The organism is Streptomyces sp. Wb2n-11 (genome assembly GCF_001049855.1).
GTDB lineage: Bacteria > Actinomycetota > Actinomycetes > Streptomycetales > Streptomycetaceae > Streptomyces > Streptomyces altiplanensis.
Window position 1 is genome coordinate 5,073,457 of sequence record NZ_CVPB01000001.1, and the last position, 20,340, is coordinate 5,093,796.

Here is a 20,340-nt window from a genome sequence, read left to right on the forward strand (position 1 = left end):
GTGTGCTCATGCCGCAGATCACCGTCGACTACTCCGAGCCGCTGGCGGACTCCTTCGACCGCCGGGGTTTCGCCCTGGCCCTGCACCCCCTGGTCGCCGACACCGTCGGCACCCGGCTCGACGCCTGCAAGACGCGGTTCCGCCGCGCCGACGACACCGTGGTGGGCGACGCGGACACCGGCCACACCCTCGTGCACATCGGCATCGCCCTGCTGCCGGGCCGCACACCGCGGGTGAAGGAGGAACTCACGGCCGCCGTACTGGAACTGGCCGCCCAGTACGTCAAGCCGGCCGACGGGACGGAGCTGCACTTCTCGGCCGAGGTACGCGACCTGGAAGCGTCGTACCGCAAACGCTGAGTGGCCACGGCCTCCGGGGGAATCCGTACCGTATGACTCTCACCGGACAGCAGCTCAACAGGCCCCCGCGCCGCACCGGGCTCCCGTGGTGGGCCAAGGCGACGGGCGTCCTCGCGGTACTGGTGGCGCTGCTGCTCGTCGGCGGCAGGCTCAGTCTGCTGCCGGACCTCGACGACGTCTTCGGGGAGGAGACCCACGACCGTTCGGGCCCGGCGCTCCTGAAGTCCATTCAGGACATGAGCCGTTACGAGGCGGCGTCCGGCAACTTCCAGGTCGTCGTCGACCTGGAGAAGGACGCCAAGTTCCTCCCCGACGCCCTGCGCGGCACCCGCACGCTCTACGTCGGCGCGGGCACCGTCAGCGCGTACGTCGACCTCGGCGAGGTGGGGGAGGGGCAGGTCACCGTGAACGAGGAGCGCACCGCCGCCACCCTGCGGCTGCCGCACGCGCGGCTCGGCAAACCGGCGCTGGACGCGGACCGTTCGTACGCCGTGTCCAAGGAGCGCGGTCTGCTCGACCGGCTCGGGGACTTCTTCTCCGACAACCCGGCCGACGAGCGGGCCGTCAACCGTCTCGCCGCCCGTCACATCGGGGAGGCCGCGCAGGAGAGCGAACTGGCCGCGCGCGCCGAGAAGAACACCACCAGCATGCTCCAGGGCCTGCTGCACTCACTCGGCTTCAGGGACGTCACCGTCCACTACGGCGACGTCGGGCGCTGACCGGGCACGCTCTTCGGCGCCGCAGTCAGGGAGGCCAGCCGCGTGAGCAGGTCCCCGAAGGGCCCGTCGGCCGGCTCCAGCACCAGGATCCGCAGCACGATCCGCGCCATCTCCTCGTCGTACGCCGCGCTCACGGCGGCCAGCGCCGCGAAGTCGTGCACCAGCTGCAACTCCAGCTCGGCGCGCGGGATCTGCCGCCCGTCCAGCCAGATCAGCGCCGTCGACTCGGCGAGCGACACCCACGACCGCACGACCATCGCCAGCCTCGCCGGCGGGTCGGTGACCCCGAGGTGCGCGACGATCTGCTCGTACGCCGCCCGGCGCACCTCGTCGATCATGGCGTTCGTCGTCGACGAACCGGCCGCGGGGCCGCCCCGCATCAGCGCGGAGAACCCGGGCCCGTGGTCGTCGACGAAGTCGAAGAAGCGCCCCATGACCCGCAACAGCCGGTCGCCCAGCGGCCCTTCGCGCGGTTCGGTGAACCGGGCGGCGAGCTCGTCGGCCGCCCGGCGCAGCGCGGCTTCGTACAGGTTCTGCTTGCCGGGGAAGTAGTGGTAGACGAGCGGCCGCGAGATGCCCGCGGCGGCCGCTATCTCGTCGATCGACACGTCGTCGGGCGAGCGACGGCTGAACAGCTCCAGCGCCACGCCGATCAGCTGCTGTCTGCGTTCCTCGACGCCCATTCTTCGGCGCACCCCGGTCGTCATACGAGCAGCGTAACCGCCGTTGTCTGCCGGGAACCCCGGGGCCGGGACCGGGCCGGGGGCCGGTCCCGGCCTAGCGCAGTGCCCCCACCCGGGCGCCGCTCTCCACCTGCCCGTCCAGGTCCGCCTGTGCGCCCGCCTTCGCCCGTACGGCGAGGAGGTTGCCCTGCGCGGCGCCCTCCACCCCGCCCGAGGTGGTGACCGAGGTGAACTGCTCGCTGCCGGCCGCGAGTACGTACCAGTTGCCGCCCCGCGACTTCCACAGCACACCCGCCAGCACCTGCGGATCACGCTCCCCGCACGCGGGCGAGTGCTCGGCGCGCGCGACGATCGCGCCCGGCGCCCCCTCCTTCGCGGACGGCGCCTGGAACTGCGCGAGCACCCTGCTGCCCGTGCCCCGCCACGTCTCCGCGCGGGTGCAGAGCCACTGGGCGGTGCCGTTGTCCTCGGGCAGGGGCTGCTCGGCGTACGCCCACGAGTTCACGCTGCGCACGCCGTGCGCACGCACCGCGGGCAGCAGGCAGGCCGTACGGGCCCAGCGTGCCCGCTCGCGCGCGCCCGTCACATCGCGCGGCGCGGAGGGCGGGCCCGATGTCAGCCGGGCCGGGGCGAGTTCACCGAGGTCGGTCATCAGCCGGGGGCCCACGTCGTCGCGCAGTTCGAGCGCGTCCCAGGAACGGCAGTCACGGGCCTGCGCCGGACTCGTGAGCGGGTCCGTCACACCGTCCCGGGTGCGGCCCAGGGGCGCCGGCGCCCCGGCCGGGTCGAGCAGGTCCCGTACGGACGCCTTGCGCACCCAGGGGGCCGTCAGGTAACGGACGTTGCCGTCGGTGCGGCCCACCACCAGGGCGTTCGCCCCGGCCGCGTCCGCGCCGTCCACGCGCGCGAAGTCGAGCGCCGCGCCCACCGTGCCGCCCTGCGGTTCGGCGTACCGGACGACGCGCAGACCGTCGTACAGCAGCACCACCCTCGCCCGGTCGACGTCGCCCGCGAAGAGCAGCTGCGGCGGCCCCATCGGCGGGCCCACCGGCGTGGCGGGCGTCGCGGAGGTCTGCACGGACGGGCCCGGCCTGGCCCAGACGGCGAGGGCGCGGCGCAGCAGGGCGTTGTCGTCGGTGAGGCCGCCGCGGGCCGGCCAGACGGAGAAGTCGGTACGGGAGGACCGCTTCCACACGGCGGGTCCGACCCGGACCGCCTTCGCCGGGTCGAGGGCCCGCTCGGCAGCCGGGTTGCGGGCGTACGAGGGCGCGGCCGCACCGTCGGGGCCCCAGCCCTCGCCCGGCAGCCCGAGCAGCGTCCCGCAGACCACGGCGGCGGCGGTCGCGGCGAGCGCGGCCTTCGTGTGCTGCCTGCGCCGCATCAGGTCGGTGGGCCTGGCCTGGAGGGAGCACGGGTCGAACTCGGCGGACCTCAGCAGCTCCTCCGCACGCGCGCCGTCCGCAGCCCCGGCCTTCGGCCCGGTCCCCGCCGCGACGCCGTCCGCCTCGGCCAGTGCCGCGTCCGGGTCGGCGGCCCCGGCGGCGGCGAGTGTCTGCGCCACCTCCGCGTCCCGCATGCGCTCCAGGCCGCGCAGTACGTACGCGGCCCGGCCGGGACCGCTGAGCGCCGAGAGCCGCTGGTCCAGGGCCAGTTCATCGGCACCGCCGGAGCGCGGGAACAGCCGCAGCCCCCACACCTGCGGCAGCAGCGGCGGCAGCTGCGCCCGCTTGGGCCAGGCCATGCGGCGCAGCGGCAGCCCGGCCTCCAGGGCCTGGCGCAGCACCTGCTGCCGTACGTACGCGTACCCCGGGTCGGGGCGGGCGCCCTCGCGGCGCGGCAGCGGAAGGCCGGACACACCCGGGGTGCGGCCGCGCGGCAGCGAGCGCTGCACGAGCGAATGGGCGGTCAGGACCCGGCGGTTGCGGCCGAGACGCGGCGGCAGCACGAGGTACGCCAGCCGTACGAGCCGCGGATAGTGTTCGACGAGCGCGGCCTCGGCCTGCTCGACGTCGATGGGATCGGGGGCAGGGGGGGTGATGACATCCTGTGGGCGCACGTTCAGCAAAACGAGCGAATCGTCCGATGGTCACCTCGCCGGCCGCCGCACCGGCCCGTGCCCCGCCCCGGGACTCAGCCCGCGATCAGACGCTCGCGGATGCGCGCGATGCTCTCCTCGGACACGCCGAGCCCTTCCCGTACGTACTTCTCGACCGAGCCGTGGCGCGCGTGCGCCTCGTCGAGCGCCGCCGCCAGGTACTCGGGCACGACCCCGATGACGGCGAGGGCGGTCTCCGGGTCGCCGCCGGCGGCGACGAACCCCTCGACGAGGGGGGCGAAGGCCTGCCGCACGGCCGGGTTGACGGAGAGGTACTCGCGCTCGATCGTGGCGTCGTCCGCGCCGAGGAGGGACAGCACCAGGGTCGCCGCCCAGCCGGTGCGGTCCTTGCCCGCCGTGCAGTGGAACAGCAGCGGCCCCGCGTCGGGTGCGCCGAGTTCGGTGAGGAAGGTCCGGTAGGCGGCGCGGGCCGAGCCGGACGTCACGAAGGAGCGGTAGGTGTCGGCGAACAGCTTCCGGGCCCTGCCGCCGCCGAGGTGCTGCTCGGCGAGGGCCGGGTTGGAGAGGATGTGCTTCAGCTGGGCGGGGGCGGCCCGGGCCGTGCCGGCGGCGAGCCGGTCGGCCAGTACGTCGGCGACGATCAGCCGCGCGCCGTCCGGGACCCGGTCGGGGTGGTCGGCGCGCTCGGCGGCGGAGCGGAAGTCGACGACCGTACGGAGGGGGAGCGCGGCGACGGCGGGGTCGGACGCGGGGTCCATCCGGTCGAGCTGCCCGGAGCGCAGGACGAACCCGGGGCGTACGGAACGGCCGCCGGGGAGCGGGGTGCCGCCGAGGTCGCGGAGGTTCGCGACGGTGGTGGCGGGGATCTGGGGCATGGGTGCTCCTGGGGCGTTCGTTCTCAGCCACTGCGCGTCCGGACCGAACGCTATCCGACGGTCCCCCGGCCGGCCGGGGGGCGAGGGCCGTGCGGGTCGCCTGCGCCGCTGTTCCCCTGCCCGCCCCTTCCCGGACGGGGGCAAGCACCGGACCCCGGGCGCCCTTCGGGCGTGTCCTCAATCGCCGGGGGACTCGCACCGAGCCCCTCCGGCGATTGAGGAGCGGGGCCCGGGGCGGGCAGAGGAAAGCCCCACCGCAGGCAACCCGCACCGCACCGCACCGCGCACCGCACCGCACCGCACCGCGCACCGCGCACCGCGCACCGCGCACCGCGCACCGCACCGCGCACCGCACCGCGCGCCCGTGCCCGCACCGCGCATCCGCACCGCACCGCACCGCGCGCCCGCGTCGTTCAGGACACGCGCCACCCGCTGAACTCCACCATCCCCCGCGCCCCGCTCCCCCCATGCGTCGCGCTCATGAACATCCCCGCGTCCTGGACCCTCGTCGCCCCCGCCACCTGTACCGTCGCGACCGTCCGCCACGTCGCCCCGCCGTCCGTCGAGCACGCCCCCGTGAACGCCCCGCCCGCCCGCGAGAGCCGCAGCAGCACCGGTGCCCTGACGCCGGTGACGCGCTGGTAGGTGTCCACCGTGCCGTCGCCGTTCGTGTCGTACGACAGCACCACACCGTTCGCCGGGGTGACCGCGAGGTTCAGGAAGCCCCGCGCCCCCGGTGTGTCCAGGCTGTTGCGGACGGCGATGCCGGCACGCGCCCACGCGCCCGTCACCTCCTGCGCGTCCACCCGCACGGTGATGCCGCCGCCGTCCCGCAGTGCCCCCTGCCGGTACAGCGCGCCGAACTCCGTGGTCGCCTTCCACAGGTCCTGACCCGCCCCGTCGATCGCGTACCGGTCCTCCAGCTGCCCGAAGACCGCGCCGTTGTTCGTGTACGTCCGCCAGCCCCCGGCCAACGGCCCGGCGACGTACAGGCTGCCCTCCTGGACGGTGGTGACCCGGGTCTCGCCCTGCGGGCCGTACGCCGTGCTCAGTTCGTACGGCACCGGTTCGAGTGGACGGGTCAGCGGTGTGCCGGGGGCCTTCACGCGCCAGGAGGCGCTGCCCCTGCCCGCCGCCGGGACGGACGCCAGCGACACCGGGCCCCCGGGCTCCGCCTCCGCGCCGCCGGACGCGAAGCCGAGCGCGAAGTCGACCCGGCCGGTCGCCCGCAGCCCGTTGACGTTGCGGAAGGCGGCGGTGACCAGCGCCGAGCCACCGGGCGGGAAGACGGCGGGCTCGGCGGTGACGGTGACCGCGCCCTGGTAGGGCGCGCGGGCGAGCACGTCGTGGACGCGCCGGGCCGTGCGGTACGGGTCGTTCGGCGGACGCAGCGGATACGCCTCGCGCTCGCGCGTCCACGGCTCCTCGACGGCGTACCAGTCGAAGGACTTGGGCGCGCGGTCCGCCGCGAGCGCGTCCTCCAGCTCCTCCAGGTACGCCCGCCACTGCGGGAGGTGGAAGTCGCCGATGAGTCCCTGCCAGTCGCGGTTGGCGTAGTTGACGAGGCGGCCGCCGTCCGCGGTGGGCCTCTCGGCCCAGGTGGTGACGAGCACGCGCGCGGTGCGCTCCAGCTGCTCGGCCTCGGCGGGCGAGGACGCCAGGCGCTTCGCGTCCTCGATCCACGGCCCGAGCAGGAACGCGCGGTGCGAGCCCGCCATGTCCTCGCTCAGCCGCATCAGCTTGAGCCAGAGGGCGGACAGGGCGCGGAAGGCGGGCAGGTCCTTTCGCGCGTACGCCGCCTTCAGCTGCGGCAGCAGCTGCCAGGAGCGGTTGGCGAGGGCCTGGCGGCCCAGGTCGGTGAGGTCGTAGCGGTACGCGTCGGACCGGCGCAGCGGTTCGCGTACGCCGAGCAGCGCACCGAACGCCTTGTCGAAGTCCGCCGGGTCGAAGGCGGGCGTATGGGTGGCGTAGTGCGTACCGGAGGCGGCGGACAGGCTCGGGCGGGAGGCGAAGACGGAATCGTGCGGGCGGCCGTCGCGGCTGGTGATGCGGTACGCCGTCTCGCGCAGCGCGGCGAAGGCGGCGCGGGCGTTCGCGTCCCGGCCGCCGTAGCGCAGATCGGCGTAGCCCTCGAACCACTCCTCGCGGTCCACCGCCTCCCTCCGCCACGCCAGCTCGGAGAACAGCTCCAGCGCGGCCGGATCGCGCTCGGCGGCCTCCGGCATGTAGGCGGTGCCGACGAGGGCGGACCCCGGCCGGTCGCGCCAGACGGTGAAGCGCTCGGTCCACAGGTGGGTCTTGGCGCCGATCGTCGTGCGGCCGCCGAAGTTGGGGATGGTGCCGAAGGCGTACGGCGCGCCGCCCCAGTCCTTCTCCCGGTCGGTGACGGTGTCCAGGTCGGAGAGGCCGTCCACGATCAGGAGGTGTCTCCTGTCCAGCGCGTCGAGCAGGTCGCGGCGCGGGTTCGCCTGCCAGCCGAGGATCACCCAGGTGGCGCCGGGGCGGGCGTCCTGGAGGGCCGTCTCGACCGCTCGGGCGGCCTCGGGGACGGGCACGTCGCCCGCCGAGCCGCCCTCGTGGAGGAGGTCCATCTTGAAGTGCCGCACCGGGCCGAAGAGTTCGTGCTGGTGGCGGTAGAAGGAGGCGGCGACCTCGCGGAAGGCGGTGGTGCGCGGGTCGAGCCAGTCGGGGCGGCGCAGACCCGCCCAGTCGCCCTGAGGGACGGTGCGGGCGCCGGGGTTGCGGGCGGCGAAACCGTCGGGGACGGTGCCGAAGTAGCCCGGGAGGACCGGTTCCATGCCGAGCTCGCGCAGGCGGTCGGCGATGCGGCGGCCCAGATCGGCGCGTTTCGCGACGAGTTCGGGGGAGAGCGGGCCGCCGTACGCGCTCATGTTCTGCAGGAGCCACCAGGGCTGGTGGGAGGGCGCGGGCAGCCAGGCGCGGGTTTCGGCGTCGGAGTAGCCGAAGTCCTGGAGGAGGCGGTGGTAGACGGCTTCCTGACCGGCCGTGACGAGCACTTCGTTGCAGCCGTGCAGCGCGAGTACGTCGATCATCCGCTCCCAGCGGGACCAGTCGGCGTACGGCGCGGTGTAACCGTCGTGGGTGTCGTTGAACGCGAAGCGGTGCGGGACGGTCGCCGACCGCTCCAGGGGCTCGCGGGGCGCGGGAAGCCGCCGGGGGAGGTCGAGCTGGGTGCCCGACCAGGAGATGTGCGCCCCGCAGACGTACTTGAGGTACCAGTGGACGCCGGTGAGCAGGGCGGCGGGGCTGGTGCCCGCGACCTCGACGCGGCCGGTGGCACCGTCGACGCGAAAGCGCTCGGGGCGGCCGTCGCCCGTCGTGAGGGTGCTGAGGCGGAACTGGCCGGCGTGGTCGGGCAGCAGCCGTTCCAGGGCGGCGCGCGCCGGGGCGGCGGGGTCGGGAGCGGTGGCGGCGCCGGGCCTGCCCGCTGCCGTGGCCGGGGTGGGCCCGCCGACCGCGGCTGTGACGCCGATCGCTCCGGCGGTGCCCAGCAGCGTGCGTCGCGACAGACGGTGATCGGGCATCGGGGCGCTCCTCGGGGGGACGACAGGCGCGTACGGAGCGCACGTTAATGACGGTGCGGGAGCGCAGCAATGGGGCATGCGATGTGTTCGTATCCGCCCCACCGTGTGGCCCAACGCGGCACGATGGGCGGATGCGCTACCAAGGCCGTCGTACGGCAAATTCCGCATCGAATCCGGTGGTTCTGGCCGCCCTGGCCGCCCTGGCCGTGCTCGCCGCGGGCTGCGGTCCGGCCGAGGACGGGAAGCCGGTGCCGGACACGGCGAAGGGCAGCCTCGAACAGCTCGCGGCGAAGGCGGAGTGCGCGCCGGACATCCGGACGGACGCGGCGGAGCTGCGCCAGGCGAACTGCGGGACCGGCGACGGCCGCTATGTGCTGGCCACCTTCGCGACCGACCGGGGGCAGCGCGAGTGGATCAACGAGGCGAAGGACTACGGCGGTGCGTACCTGGTCGGCAGGAAGTGGGTCGCGGCGGGCGACCGGGAGGTGGTCACAGCGCTGCGCGGCCGGCTCGGGGGGACGGTGGAGACTTCCTCGCACCACTCGGGGGAGAGCGGCGGTGGGGGGAACGAGGAGGAGCACTCCGGTCACCACGGGAGCTGACCGCGCAGGTTCTCGGGGGTGGACTCTTCAGTGGCCGGGCGGGCTCACACCGAGCCGGCCCGGCCACTGCCTAGGCGCACTTACGGCCGTCGTTCACGCAGGACACCACCTTCTTCATCAGCCGGCTGTCGAAGACGTTGATGAAGTCCCCGTGGTCGGTGACCGGCTTGTGGAGCTGCTCGGGGAAGGAGTCGACCGCGAACCCGGGGCCCGGCGGGACGTCGTACACGATCCGCTGCACCAACTGCGGAATGGCACGGAATCCGTCGGGGCAGCCACCGTTTTCTTCCGCGAATGCGACATGCGTGCGGTGATTGGCGCTGTCGGTGTTCTTTCCGTCCCAGCAGCTCTGGAACGCGAAGGTGCGGACGACCTGGCTGCCTTCCGGGCAGATCGGGTATTTGTCCTTGAGCTGGCGGTCCTCGAATCCGGTGCAGCTCCAGGAAGCATTGGCATTGGAGTCACCGTTGGTGAACGCCTTGGCGTCGCCGGTGACGATGCGCAGGAAACGCGGCATCGCAGTGACCTTGGCGACGGGACTTCCGACGAATTTCAGCGAGACCTGCGTGGGCGTCTGGATCTCCCCGACGTTGCTGTCCCTGCCTCCGCCGTCGGCATCGGCGTCGTTCTCGTTCTGGCCGTTCTGGAGGCGCAGGACGGGCCAGTAGTACGTCGACCTGTCGCCCTGGTTCCGGCAGGTGGTGGCACCGCGGGCCAGGTCGTTGTCGCTCGCGAAGGCGTCGTTGGCCTGGTTGCCGACGTAGTCGTGCATGTGGTGGGCGCCATTGCTCACGCCTGGGGCGACAATGACGTTGTCCGGATTGAACTTCCCGTTCTCGTTCCGCCCGCAATCGGTGGTGAACTCGCCGCGGGAGGCGCCGGGCCGCTTGCGCGGCTGCTGGACGTTCGGCTGGACGGACTGGATGTCGACGAAGTCGGAGGCGTCGGGGCCGTTGCCGGCCTGCCCGCCGTTGCCGTTGCCGTCCTGGCCGCCTCCCTGGTCACCGCCTTGGTCACCGCCCTGACCGGCGTTGTCGCCGCTGTCGTCCTGGCTGTCGTTCCCCTGTCCGTCCCCGCCGCCCCCCGCGTTGTCGTCGGCGCGCAGTGTGCAGGGTGCGAGGCTTTCGAGGCCCTGGGGGCGCTCGGCCGCGCGGTCGACGGCGGTGGCGATCCGGTCGACGGAAGCCAGCCGCTTGTCCCTCAGCGGCCGGAGAATGGCGTTTTCGGCAAGGCCCGGGTCCCGGGTGATCTGCTCCTTGGAATCGGCGAACCGCTTGTACGCCTCCGTGATCTGGGAATCGAGATTCGCGAGCTCCCGATCGACTTCCCGGCGCGCGGAATCGGGTACGTCGGGCAGGTCGTTCGCCACCTCCGGGCAGTCGATGGTCGACAACTGCTGACCGGCGTTCTGAATCCGGCCGGACTGGCCCGGCCCCGGACCGGACGGCCCGGACCCGCCTTCTCCCGCGGATGCGGAGACATTGACCACGAGCAGTCCACCCCCGCCCAGGATCAGGGCGGCCGATGCGGCAATCGCCCGGTTCGTCAGCGTGGAACGTTTTCTTGATGTGCGTCGCATGGAACTCCTCTGCTTCGTTGCCGGGTGAAGGTAAGGGGGTCCCGGCAGGGGAGAAGCGCTCCCTCCCCATACGGGCCCTGTTCGCGTCCCGTTCAAACCTCTTTCGAATTCGTAGGTGTACACATCCGCGAAGCGGGACGGATGCCGACGTACGGGACGACGTGAGGCGCGGTGTCGCGGGGGCGTGCGGCACGGCAGGACGCGGGAGGGGAGGGGGAGGAGTTCCCGTACTCGTCACCCGCTGTACGACCGAGGACCTGCCGGCGGCGGACCGCTTCGGCTGGTGGCACGACATGACGGCGTCCGCGATGATCCCGACCGCGATAACGAGCGACCGGACGGAGGGCTTCCGGACCGCGGCGGCGGTGCTGGACCTGGGGCCCGTACAGATCACGCCCCTGACGTACCCGACCCTCGTCACCCGGCGCACGCCACGGCTGATCCGCCGGCGCGACCCCGGCTCCTACCAGGTGTCCCTCACCGTGAACGGGACGATGCGCCTGTCCCAGGGCGGCAGGGAGAACGATTTCGGGATCGGCGGCCTCACGGTCTACGGCTCTTCGCAGCCCCTCGTCGGCCACCCGTCGGTCTTCAGCCGGGCCTTCCGGACGGCGTACGGCGCTTCGCCGCAGGAGTACCGGCGCATGTGCGCGCAGCGTCGATGAACCGTGCGCTGTGGGCCGACGACAGGGGTGAGCGGCGCTCCGCCGAATGGGCGCGAGATCCAGCAGGGGGCCACCGCGGCGGGGGTGCGGGGAGCCGGGGCCGGGACGGGGAAACGCACGGCGCGCCATGGGGAAGCGCGCCCCGTCCCGGGACCCGGCCCCGGGCGGGGCCCGACCTCAGCCGGACGGCGTCCCCACCCGGAGCCGGTTGCCGTCGGGGTCCCGCAGCTCGACCTCGCGCGCCCACGGCTGGTCCTGCGCCGTTACGCCGAACTCCGCGGCGACGGCGTCCACGTCGCGCACCTGCAGATACACCAGTGTGTCGGGGAGCGCGTCCCTCTGGTGCTCCGACAGGAACAGCCGCACGGGGCCGCGCGCCACCTCCACGAAGGCGGGGAAGCCCGGCTCGTAGCGGTGCTCCCACTGTTTCTCGAAGCCGAGGCGGGCGTACCAGGCGACCGCCGCCTCCGCGTCTTTGACGTGCAGGACCGGAATGGCTTCCTCGTTGATGGTCATGAGGCCATCCTCCCGCGCCGTCACTCCTTCCAGGCGAACGGCGTGAGCTGTTCGTCCAAGGGGGCGCCGGTCAGCCGGTTGGCCAGGGTCGACGTCGTGTAGGCCCCGATGCCCAGGACGACCTCCAGCGCGTTCTGCGGGGTGTGACCGTGGGCCAGGAAGGTCTGGAGCGTGCCGTCGGAGACCGCACCCGAGGTGGCGACGGCCTCCAGTGTGAACTGCCTTACTGCTTCCAGTCGTCCGTCGCCCAGCGGCTGCTGCTCGCGCAGCGACTCGACCAGGCCGGCACCGGCTCCCAGCGCGGTGAGCTTCGCCGTGTGCATCGCGACGCAGACGTGACAGCCGTTGCGGGTCGCGATCGTCATGATCACGACCTCGCGGGACAGCGGATCCAGGGTCGCCGACTCGAAGAGCGCGCTGATCTTCAGGAAACCGTCGAGCAGTTCCGGGGACGCCGCCATGCGGGCGACGGGGGCCGGCAGGTAGCCCAGGCGCTTCGCCGTCGCCTCCATGGAGCGGCGGGAGGCGGCGGGGGCCGTCTCGGTGGTGTGGTCGGGGAAGCTGGGCCGGGACGCGGTCAAAGGGCCCCCTCGGGTAAAGTGGTCAACATGGTTGTCGAAAAGGTAAACGTTGTTGACGAGTTGCGCAATGGCTGAGGGGTACGAGCTTCCGCTGCTGCTGTTCGCCGGATTCCGCTCGTTCATCGACGAGTTGCACGCCGAACTGGCCGCACAGGGCCACCCCGACGTCCGCCCCGCACACGGCTTCGCCCTCCAGGCCGTCGGCCGCGACGGCGTGACGGCCGGTGAACTGGGCCGGCGGCTCGGGGTCTCCAAACAGGCCGCGGGCAAGACCGTCGAGCGGCTGGAACGGCTCGGTTACGTCGAGCGGGCCGATGATCCGGACGACGGGCGGCGCAAGCTGGTGAGGCTCACGCCGCGCGGGTCCGACGCCCTCGCGCGGTCGGCCGTCATCTTCGGCCGGCTGCGGGCCCGGTGGGTCGAGGCCCTCGGTGCGCAGCGGGTGGACGCGCTGGAGGCGGACCTGCGGGCCATGGCCCCCGGAGGCGGCGGCCTGCGGCTGGACGCGGCCGGCTGGTTCGGGTCCTGACCGTCCTCAGCTTCCGCCGACGCGTCCGTTCCCGCTCCCGTTCCCGTTCCCGTTCCCGCCCCGGTCCAGGTAGGCCAGTACGGCCAGCACCCGCCGGTTGTCGTCGTCCGACACGGGCAGGCCGAGCTTGCCGAAGATGTTCGACGTGTGCTTGGCGATCGCCCGCTCGGTGACGACGAGCCGGTCCGCGATGGCCGCGTTCGACCTGCCCTGCGCCATCAGCTCCATGACCTCCCGCTCCCGCGGCGTCAGGTGGCCCATCGGCTCGTCCTGGGCGCGGCGGGAGAGGAGCTGGGAGATCACCTGGGGGTCCATCGCCGTGCCGCCGGCCGCCACCCGCCGTATCGCGTCGACGAACTGCTCGGCGTCGAAGACCCGGTCCTTGAGCAAGTACCCGATACCGCCGTTGCCGTCGGCCAGCAGCTCGCGGGCGTACAGCTGTTCCACGTGCTGGGAGAGCACCAGCACCGGCAGGCCCGGCCGCGCCCGGCGTGCCTCCAGCGCGCACTGGAGACCCTCGTCGGTGTGGGACGGCGGAAGCCGGACGTCGACGACCGCGACGTCCGGTTCCAGCTCGGCCAGTGCCCGGGACAGCTCGGGCCCGGTCTCCACGGCGGCCAGGATCTCGAAGCCGAAGGCTTCGAGCATGCGGACCAGGCCGTCGCGGAGCAGGAAGAGGTCTTCGGCTAGGACAACTCGCAAGGTATCTCCATGGTGACCATGGTGGGACCGCCCGCGGGACTGCTGACGGCCAGGACGCCGTCGAATGTACCGAGCCGGCGTTCGACACCGCTCAGACCGGAGCCCGCCCCGACGTCCGCCCCGCCGTGCCCGTTGTCGGTGACGGAGATCCGCAGCATGCCGTCGGCGTGGTGCATGTCGGCGTGGATCCGGTCCGCTTCCGCGTGCTTGACCGCGTTCGTGAGGAGCTCGCTGACCGCGAAGTACGCCGCCGACTCGACGGGCGCGTCCACGCGGCCCGGCAGGTCCACCGTCACCTCCGTCTCGACGGGCAGGCGCAGCGCCAACGCCCGTACCGCGTCGCCGAGTCCGCGTTCGGCGAGCACCGGCGGGTGGATGCCGCGCACCAGGTCGCGCAGTTCGGTCAGGGCCTCGGCGGAGGACTCGCGGGCGATGGCGAGGAGCTTCTTGGCCTGGGCAGGGTCCTTCTCGACGAGCGCCTCGATGGTGGAGAGGTTCATGCCCATGGCGACCAGCCGGGCCTGCGCGCCGTCGTGCAGGTCCCGCTCGATACGGCGCAGTTCGGCGGCCGAGGTGCCGACGGCGTCGTGCCGCGTCTCGGTCAGGTGGTCGATGCGCCGGGCGAGCACCATCTCGTGGGTGGGGCGCAGCAGCGACCCGGTGAGGGTGAAGTGGGCGCGCAGCAGCGCCGGGTTGTAGCGCATGGCCACGTGGAAGAGGGCGATGCCGAGCGCGACCGCGAGGAGTGCGGTCCCCTGGCTGTCGACGGGGACGGGGCCGTACCGGTACGGATCGTTCTCGAACACCCGCCACAGCCCCGCCGCCAGCACCAGGCTCTCCAGCGGATAGAGCAACAGCGCGGCGGGCAGGAACGCGCTGAGACAGCCGGCCGTCATGTCCACCTGGAGCCACAGGAAGTCCCGCCAGGTCGCCGGGTCCCTCAGCATCAGCACGCACCGCTCGACCTGTCCGACGAGGCCGCCGCGCAGGTCGGCGGGCATCCGGCGGTACGGGACCGGGATGCGCGCGTCCGACCACTTCGCCACGAGGAGCCTCCGCCGATCGGCGTAGCCGCGGAGCGCGGTCAGAACGACAGGGGTGGTGAAGAGGCCGATCCCGATCGGGATGAGCGCGAGGGAGACGACCGTGAACGTGGACAGGACGACCGATGCCGTGAGCGACATGATCGTCAGTGCCAGTCCCCGCACACCGGCAAGGAACGTGCCGCGTATTCTGGTCGCCATCATGCTGTTCAACCCTCTCCTCGGCGGCCCGTACGCCGGGCACGCGCCCAGTCTTGCCTGAGGCCGCCTCCAAGGTCACGGGGTTCCGCACCCGGACCCGGGGTGTACCTGCCACCACCCCCGGCCCCTCCTCGCCGCACAGCTGTGTCCTGCACCGATGTCCCCACCAGGGCCCCCGGAGTGGCAGCATGTGCGGACCATGACGGACGCCCGGTCACCCCTGCGCGCACTGCGAGCCGCACTCTTCGCGGCGGTGTGCGTCCTCGCGGCGGCCGTGGGCCATTCCTCCCTGTCCGGGCACGGGGTTCCGGTTCCGGGGCTGCTCGCGGCCTTCGCGGTGACGGCCGGGCTCGCGTGGGCCGCGGGTCACAGGCGGCACGGGGTCTTCGCCGTCGGCGGCGGCCTCCTCGCCGTACAGGGCGTACTGCACCTCGTCTTCGGTACGGCGCAGGAGTCGGGCGCCGGCCACCACCGGATGTCCGTCACGCACCAACAGTTCATGGACCCCGAAGCCATGGCGGCCGCGGGGTCCGTCCCCGCCCAGGGTTCCTCCCCGCTCGCGATGACCGCCGCCCACCTCGTCGCGGCCCTCGTCTGCGGTCTGTGGCTGGCGCGCGGCGAGGCGGCCTTCTTCCGGCTCGCACGCGCCGTCGACGCGTCGGCCTTCACCCCGCTGCGGCTGCTGCTCGCCGTCGTACGGCCCCCGGAGCTGCCGGAGCGGGTACGCCCCCGGGGCCCCCGCTCCACTCGCCGCCACGGCCACGGCGTCGTCCTCGCGCACACGCTGTCGCGGCGCGGGCCGCCGCGGGTCCGGAGTACCCGCGCCACGGCCCCCGCCCTTCCCACTGTCTGACCACTGTCCGACCGCGTGACCAGGGGGCCGCTCCACCGACCCCGTGACCCAGGTCACCCCGTCGACAACTCCGAGGACAGTCATGGCCATTGACGACCCCGTACAGCCCGCACAACTCGCACAACCCGCGCAGGAAACGGACGCGGAAGCGGATGCGGATGCGGAAGCCGGTCCGGCACCCGCCGCCGGCGGACGCGGAACCACCTGGAGCGCCCTGCGCCCCCTCGTCCTGCGCGTCCACTTCTACGCGGGCCTGCTGATAGCCCCGCTCCTGCTGATCGCCGCCACCAGCGGCCTCCTCTACGCGCTCTCCTTCCAGGCCGAGAAGTTCATCTACAGCCATGAGCTGGAGACCCCGGTCGGCGAACGCTCGCTGCCGCTCGGCGACCAGCTCGCGGCCGCCCGCGCCGCCCATCCCAAGGGCACGGTGACCGCCGTCTGGCCCTCCGCCGAGGACGGCGCGACCACCAGGGTGCTGATGACGACGCCCGAGGTCGAGGAGGGCAAGTCGCTCGCCGTCTTCGTCGATCCGTACACCGCGGAAGTACGGGGCGAGCTGACCAGTTACGGCTCCTCCGGCGCCCTGCCGCTGCGTACCTGGCTCGACGAGCTCCACCGCGACCTGCACCTCGGAGACCTCGGCCGCCACTACGGCGAACTCGCCGCGAGCTGGCTGTGGGTGGTCGCGCTGGGCGGCCTGTTCCTGTGGCTGGGCCGCAGGCGCACGGCGAAGCGCGACCTGATCGTCCCCGAGCGCGGGGCGAGGGGCCGCCGCAGGACGCTGTCCCGGCACGGGGCCCTCGGCACGGTGGCGGTGCTCGGACTCGTCCTGCTCTCGGCGACGGGTCTCACCTGGTCGCGTTACGCGGGCGAGAACATCGGCGCCGTACAGGACCAGCTCGGCGGCGCGACCCCGGTCGTCTCCGCGGCACTCGCCGAGGGCGGCGGAGGCGGCGGCGGGGAACACGAAGGCCACGAGGGCCACGGCGACGCGGGCTCCCACGAGGGCACGGCCGGCACGGACATCGGCATCGACAACGCGCTCGCGGCCGCCCGCCAGGCCGGGATCGAGGGGAAGCTCTCGGTGATCCTGCCGAGCGAGGGCAGCGGTTACGTCGTCAAGGAGACCGACACCCAGTTCCCGGTCCACCTGGACTCGGTCGCCGTCGATCCCTCCGACGGCCTGGTCATCGACGAACTGCGCTTCGCCGACTATCCGTTGCTCGCCCAGCTCACCCGGTTCGGCATCGACGCCCACACCGGCGTCCTCCTCGGCCTGGTCAACCAACTGGCCCTGGCAGCCCTCGCGGCGTCCCTGATCCTGCTCATCGTCTGGGGCTACCGGATGTGGTGGCTGCGCAGGCCGACGAAGGAACGCAGGCTGTCCGCGGGCCGCCCGGTGCCGCGCGGCGCCTGGCGGAAGGCGCCGGTCACGGCACTGCTGCCCCTGGCGGCACTCACCGTGCTGGTGGGCTGGTTCGTACCGCTGCTGGGCATCAGCCTGCTGGTGTTCCTGGCGGTCGACCTGCTGCTGGGCGCGGTGGCCCGCTTCCGCGCCCGCACGGCCCGTACGGCGGACTGAGGGCCGGGGCTGCCCGTACCGCCGCGCCGGGCGGGCAGCCCCTCCGCCGTACCCCTCAGGGCCTCAGGGCGTGAACTTGTACCCCACGCGCCGCACCGTCTGGATCCTGCCGCGGTGCTCGGCGCCCAGCTTGCGGCGCAGCCGCGCGATGTGGACGTCGACGGTCCTGCCGTCACCCACATGCCCGTAGCCCCACACCGTGGACACCAGCTGGTCGCGCGTGTGCACCCGGTGGGGATGCGCCACCAGGTGGGCGAGCAGCTCGAATTCGAGGTACGTGAGGTCCAGCGTCCGCCCGTCCACGGCGGCGGTGCGCCCGGCGCCGTCGATCCGCACGGGCCCGTTGCCCCGGGCCCCGGCCCCCTCCTCTTCCGCGGCCCCTCCCGTCGCCTTTTCCGTGACGGGCGTGACGGGCGTGACGGCGGGCTGCCGGTCGGCCGGTACGAGCACGAGGTACCCGACCATCGGCGGCCGGCCCGGCAGCGCGGGCAGCGTGTGCTCGGGCGCGGGCAGCCAAGTGGCGCCCGGCGGCAGGAAGTCGCCCATGTCGAGGGCCCGGCCGGGAGCCCCGCCGGTACGTGCCCCCTCGTGCCGTTCGACGGCCCGCAGCCGGTGGCGGCCGATGACGGCGGAGGACTGGGAAGCGGCGGAGAAGGGACGGGTGTTCGCCATGAGAGGTCAGCTTCTTTCGCGCGGAGGAGTCGTCGAGGACGTACTGCGTCGTGCTGCGCGCGGACCGAAGACCGGTGTGAACGGCTTTAGAGGGCCCGCGCGTTCCTCGCGCGACAACACACCCGGTCGAAGTCGTGATGCTGACGGGAAGGCCAGAACGGCTCGAGGTCGCTGCGACGCGCTGTCGCGGTGTCCTGGTGGCCGGTCATGCGCCCCATTGAAGCAGATGCCCGCCGCCGGCAGCAGCCCCCCTTTCCCCGGCAGCAGCCCCCCCTTTCCCCCGGCCTCCGTACGGCCGGGCGCCTGCGGCACGCCGGACCGGGGTACGCGAAGGGGGCGCCCGCCGGATCGGCGGGCGCCCCTTCGACGGGAGGCCGGGAGCGGGGATCAGACCTGGCCGGCCTTCTCCATCGCGGTGCAGCAGGTGTCGACGATCAGGCGCGTCACGACGTACGGGTCGACGTTGGCGTTCGGACGGCGGTCCTCGATGTAGCCCTTGCGGTCCTGGCCGACCTGCCACGGGATACGGACCGAGGCGCCGCGGTCGGAGACGCCGTAGCTGTACTCGTTCCACGGGGCGGTCTCGTGCAGTCCGGTCAGGCGGTCGTCGATGCCCGCGCCGTAGTTCTTGACGTGGTCCATCGGCTTCGATCCCTCGCCCAGCGACTCGCACGCGGTGATGATCGCGTCGTAGCCCTCGCGCATCGCCTTCGTCGAGAAGTTGGTGTGCGCGCCCGCGCCGTTCCAGTCGCCCTTGACCGGCTTCGGGTCGAGGGTCGCGGACACGTTGAAGTCCTCGGCGGTGCGGTACAGCAGCCAGCGGGCGACCCACAGCTGGTCGGCGACCTCCAGCGGCGCCAGCGGGCCGACCTGGAACTCCCACTGGCCGGGCATGACCTCGGCGTTGATGCCGGAGATGCCGAGGCCGGCGGCGAGGCAGTGGTCGAGGTGCTTCTCGACGATCTCACGGCCGAAGATCTCGTCCGCGCCGACGCCGCAGTAGTAACCGCCCTGCGCGGCCGGGAAGCCGCCCACCGGGAAGCCGAGCGGACGGGCACCGTCGAAGAAGGTGTACTCCTGCTCGATGCCGAAGATCGGCTCCTGGTCGGCGAACTGCTCGGCGACCGGGCGCAGCAGCGCACGCGTGTTGGACTCGTGCGGCGTCATGTCGATGTTCAGGACCTCGCACATGACGAGGATGTCGTCACCGCCGCGGATCGGGTCCGGGCAGGAGAACACCGGCTTCAGCACGCGGTCGGACGCGTGGCCCACGGCCTGGTTCGTGCTGGACCCGTCGAAACCCCAGATGGGCAGCTCGGTGACGTCCGCGGCGGAATCCGCCATTATCTTCGTCTTCGAGCGGAGCTTGGCGGTCGGCTCGGTGCCGTCGATCCAGATGTACTCGGCCTTGAAGGTCACGGACGCCATCCTTTGTGGTGCTGCGGTGTGCTGCTGCGGGGCTGCGGCTGATGAGCGCAGCTTCGCAAGCGCTGATTTCCCGTCCGTTGCCCGATGGTGAACCCCGTGTTACTCAGGTTTCCGGCGGATCACGGGCGTTCGCCGGTCACGCACCGGCCGCGAAGGCCGGGAGACCTGCGGGTTCCCCGGCCCCGCGGGCACACTGGCGGGCATGACCGAATCGTTGAGCAAGCCGCGCATCGGACTCCTCGGCACCGGCCCCTGGGCGGCCGGCACCCACGGACCCGCGCTCGCGGCGCACCCCGGTATCGAATTCGCGGGCGTGTGGGGCCGCAGGCCCGAGGCGGCCGCCGCCCTCGCCGCCGCCCACGCCACCACGGCGTACGACGACGTCGACGCCCTCCTCGCCGCGTGCGACGCCGTGGCGATCGCCCTGCCGCCCGACGTCCAGGCCCCATTGGCGGTACGGGCCGCGGCCGCCGGATGCCACGTGCTGCTGGACAAGCCGGTCGCGACGACGGTGGCGGGGGCACGGGAGGTCGCCGGGGCGACGGAGAAGGCGGGCGTGGCGTCGGTGGTCTTCTTCACCCTGCGCTTCGCGACCGGAACGGCGCGGTGGACCGCCGAACAGGGCGCGGTTGGCGGCTGGTTCACCGCACACGCACGGTGGCTCGGCGCGCTGTTCTCCCCCGGCGCGGACAGCCCGTACGCCGTCTCGCCGTGGCGTGGAGAGAAGGGCGCGCTGTGGGACGTGGGACCGCACGCCCTGTCCGTACTGCTGCCGGTGCTCGGCGACGTCACGTCGGTGACCGCGGCGTCGGGCCCCGGAGACACCGTCCACCTCGTCCTGTGCCACGCCTCGGGCGCGTCGAGCACGGTGACGCTCAGCCTGAGCGCCCCGGCGGGTGCGGCGGGTGCGGCGGTCGAACTGCGGGGCACGGCGGGCGTGGCCGCACTGCCTCCGTGGGGCAGTGCGGCCGGGGCCTTCCACGCGGCCGTCGACGCGCTGCTGCACTCCGTACGGACGGGAGAGGCGCATCCGTGCGACGCGGCCTTCGGGCTGCGCGTCACGGAGATCCTGGCCGACGCGGAGGCGCGACTGGGGCGCTGAGGCGGGGCGGTGCCTCTGCGCCGGCCGCGTCGTCCGCACGGTTCGCGC

General features: G+C 73.1%; 19 protein-coding genes. 8 read left to right on the plus strand and 11 right to left on the minus strand.

Annotated elements, in window-relative coordinates:
- Positions 1 to 8: 8 nt before the first annotated feature.
- On the plus strand, positions 9 to 359 hold the full coding sequence (locus tag BN1555_RS23080; RefSeq protein ID WP_093801160.1) for a 5-carboxymethyl-2-hydroxymuconate Delta-isomerase: 351 nt from the start codon (positions 9 to 11) through the stop codon (positions 357 to 359).
- Between the two features lie 32 nt (positions 360 to 391).
- Positions 392 to 1,078 carry a DUF4230 domain-containing protein gene (locus tag BN1555_RS23085; RefSeq protein WP_093801161.1) on the plus strand — a complete coding sequence of 229 codons (687 nt, stop codon included), beginning with the start codon at positions 392 to 394 and terminating at the stop codon, positions 1,076 to 1,078.
- Here the strand turns inward: BN1555_RS23085 and BN1555_RS23090 are convergent.
- The 4 genes from BN1555_RS23090 to BN1555_RS23105 all read right to left on the minus strand — a co-directional run bounded on the left by BN1555_RS23090 (position 1,057) and on the right by BN1555_RS23105 (position 8,237).
- Positions 1,057 to 1,785 carry a TetR/AcrR family transcriptional regulator gene (locus BN1555_RS23090; protein ID WP_093801162.1) on the minus strand — a complete coding sequence of 243 codons (729 nt, stop codon included), beginning with the start codon at positions 1,783 to 1,785 and terminating at the stop codon, positions 1,057 to 1,059. The genes BN1555_RS23085 and BN1555_RS23090 overlap by 22 nt on opposite strands.
- Positions 1,786 to 1,855: 70 nt before the next feature.
- Positions 1,856 to 3,826, minus strand: a complete 1,971-nt coding sequence (locus tag BN1555_RS23095) for a hypothetical protein (RefSeq protein WP_176710106.1) — start codon at positions 3,824 to 3,826, stop codon at positions 1,856 to 1,858.
- Between the two features lie 65 nt (positions 3,827 to 3,891).
- On the minus strand, positions 3,892 to 4,692 hold the full coding sequence (locus BN1555_RS23100; protein WP_093801163.1) for a tyrosine-protein phosphatase: 801 nt from the start codon (positions 4,690 to 4,692) through the stop codon (positions 3,892 to 3,894).
- 413 nt (positions 4,693 to 5,105) lie between these two features.
- On the minus strand, positions 5,106 to 8,237 hold the full coding sequence (locus tag BN1555_RS23105; RefSeq protein ID WP_093801164.1) for an alpha-N-acetylglucosaminidase: 3,132 nt from the start codon (positions 8,235 to 8,237) through the stop codon (positions 5,106 to 5,108).
- A 131-nt stretch (positions 8,238 to 8,368) separates the two neighbouring features.
- On the opposite strand from BN1555_RS23105, the gene BN1555_RS23110 reads away from it, so the two are divergent.
- Positions 8,369 to 8,839, plus strand: coding sequence for a hypothetical protein (locus BN1555_RS23110; RefSeq protein WP_255306134.1), 471 nt, complete (start codon positions 8,369 to 8,371; stop codon positions 8,837 to 8,839).
- 70 nt (positions 8,840 to 8,909) lie between these two features.
- Here BN1555_RS23110 and BN1555_RS23115 read toward each other — a convergent pair whose 3' ends face one another.
- Entirely contained in the window at positions 8,910 to 10,418 is a 1,509-nt protein-coding gene (locus tag BN1555_RS23115) for a DUF1996 domain-containing protein (RefSeq protein ID WP_093801166.1), read from the minus strand.
- Between the two features lie 293 nt (positions 10,419 to 10,711).
- Here BN1555_RS23115 and BN1555_RS39100 point away from each other — a divergent pair, with 293 nt between their 5' ends.
- Positions 10,712 to 11,083, plus strand: coding sequence for an AraC-like ligand-binding domain-containing protein (locus BN1555_RS39100; protein WP_176710107.1), 372 nt, complete (start codon positions 10,712 to 10,714; stop codon positions 11,081 to 11,083).
- A 177-nt stretch (positions 11,084 to 11,260) separates the two neighbouring features.
- On the opposite strand, the gene BN1555_RS23125 is transcribed toward BN1555_RS39100, so the two are convergent.
- Both BN1555_RS23125 and BN1555_RS23130 read right to left on the minus strand, forming a co-directional pair.
- Positions 11,261 to 11,593 (minus strand): glyoxalase superfamily protein, encoded by a 333-nt coding sequence (locus BN1555_RS23125; protein ID WP_093803577.1) that lies wholly within the window; start codon positions 11,591 to 11,593, stop codon positions 11,261 to 11,263.
- Positions 11,594 to 11,619: 26 nt separating this feature from the next.
- Entirely contained in the window at positions 11,620 to 12,111 is a 492-nt protein-coding gene (locus BN1555_RS23130) for a carboxymuconolactone decarboxylase family protein (protein ID WP_093803578.1), read from the minus strand.
- A gap of 136 nt (positions 12,112 to 12,247) precedes the next feature.
- Here BN1555_RS23130 and BN1555_RS23135 point away from each other — a divergent pair, with 136 nt between their 5' ends.
- Complete coding sequence (locus BN1555_RS23135) at positions 12,248 to 12,709, plus strand: MarR family winged helix-turn-helix transcriptional regulator (RefSeq protein ID WP_093801167.1); 462 nt, start codon at positions 12,248 to 12,250, stop codon at positions 12,707 to 12,709.
- Between the two features lie 6 nt (positions 12,710 to 12,715).
- Here BN1555_RS23135 and BN1555_RS23140 read toward each other — a convergent pair whose 3' ends face one another.
- Positions 12,716 to 13,411: a LuxR C-terminal-related transcriptional regulator gene (locus BN1555_RS23140; RefSeq protein ID WP_093801168.1), complete on the minus strand. Its 696-nt coding sequence runs from the start codon at positions 13,409 to 13,411 to the stop codon at positions 12,716 to 12,718.
- A complete protein-coding gene (locus BN1555_RS23145) occupies positions 13,396 to 14,658 on the minus strand; it encodes a sensor histidine kinase (RefSeq protein ID WP_093801169.1) in 1,263 nt (420 codons plus the stop codon). The genes BN1555_RS23140 and BN1555_RS23145 overlap by 16 nt, the downstream gene beginning before the upstream one ends.
- A 196-nt stretch (positions 14,659 to 14,854) precedes the next feature.
- On the opposite strand from BN1555_RS23145, the gene BN1555_RS23150 reads away from it, so the two are divergent.
- A complete protein-coding gene (locus BN1555_RS23150) occupies positions 14,855 to 15,508 on the plus strand; it encodes a hypothetical protein (RefSeq protein ID WP_093803579.1) in 654 nt (217 codons plus the stop codon).
- An 82-nt stretch (positions 15,509 to 15,590) separates the two neighbouring features.
- The gene (locus BN1555_RS23155) at positions 15,591 to 17,090 is read left to right on the plus strand and encodes a PepSY-associated TM helix domain-containing protein (protein ID WP_093801170.1); all 1,500 of its coding nucleotides are present in this window, start codon (positions 15,591 to 15,593) and stop codon (positions 17,088 to 17,090) included.
- 63 nt (positions 17,091 to 17,153) lie between these two features.
- On the opposite strand, the gene BN1555_RS23160 is transcribed toward BN1555_RS23155, so the two are convergent.
- Together BN1555_RS23160 and glnII are read right to left on the minus strand one after the other, a co-directional pair.
- The gene (locus tag BN1555_RS23160; RefSeq protein WP_093801171.1) at positions 17,154 to 17,762 is read right to left on the minus strand and encodes a winged helix-turn-helix domain-containing protein; all 609 of its coding nucleotides are present in this window, start codon (positions 17,760 to 17,762) and stop codon (positions 17,154 to 17,156) included.
- Positions 17,763 to 18,149: 387 nt separating this feature from the next.
- A complete protein-coding gene (gene glnII / locus BN1555_RS23170; protein WP_093801173.1) occupies positions 18,150 to 19,181 on the minus strand; it encodes a glutamine synthetase in 1,032 nt (343 codons plus the stop codon).
- A 211-nt stretch (positions 19,182 to 19,392) separates the two neighbouring features.
- Between glnII and BN1555_RS23175 the strand changes: the two genes are divergently transcribed.
- Positions 19,393 to 20,292: a Gfo/Idh/MocA family protein gene (locus BN1555_RS23175; protein WP_093801174.1), complete on the plus strand. Its 900-nt coding sequence runs from the start codon at positions 19,393 to 19,395 to the stop codon at positions 20,290 to 20,292.
- Positions 20,293 to 20,340: the final 48 nt, after the last annotated feature.